This is a genomic window from Erythrobacter sp., assembly GCF_038133525.1.
GTDB lineage: Bacteria > Pseudomonadota > Alphaproteobacteria > Sphingomonadales > Sphingomonadaceae > Qipengyuania.
Genome location: NZ_JAYPTL010000184.1, coordinates 1 through 570 on the forward strand (window position 1 = coordinate 1; position 570 = coordinate 570).

General features: G+C 59.3%; 1 protein-coding gene. It reads left to right on the forward strand.

The annotated features are described in order from the left end of the window. A partial coding sequence (locus AAFM29_RS17810; protein ID WP_341714041.1) for a TrkA C-terminal domain-containing protein occupies positions 1-570 on the forward strand: 570 nt, incomplete at both ends.

Consider the following 570-nt stretch of genomic DNA (forward strand, 5'->3'; position numbering starts at 1 on the left):
CCGCACGACTCGCCGGTGATCAACCAGACCATCAGCCAGGCGAACCTAAACGGCAACAGCGGCATCCGCGTGCTGAAAATCTTTCGCGGCGATGAGGAGCTGTCTACCCCGCTTAACGACACCCAGTTACTGGCAGGCGACCGTCTGGTGCTGCACACCAGCATGCGTGATTTTGTCGAGTTGCGGCACACCTGCCTGCTGGCGATCAACCGCGCCGACAGCTTCGAGACCATCTCCACCCGCGATGTGATGCTGGCCGAGGCCATCGTGGGCCGCAATTCGCGTTACAGCCACCGACCGATGCGCAACCTCAACCTGACTGCGCGCTACGGCATTCACGTGTTGGCAGTACACCGCCACAACGAAAACATTCAAGACAACCTGGATGACTTCGAACTGCAGTTCGGTGACGTCATGCTGGTAGAGGGCACAGCGTCGCAGATCAAGAAGTTTGCCGACAACGGCGAGTTGATCAGCCTGAACTCGGTACAAGAACGCGCCTACCGCCGTAACAAGGCGCCTATAGCCATTGCTGCCGTACTCGCCGTGATGGTGCTCGCCGCCTTCAAG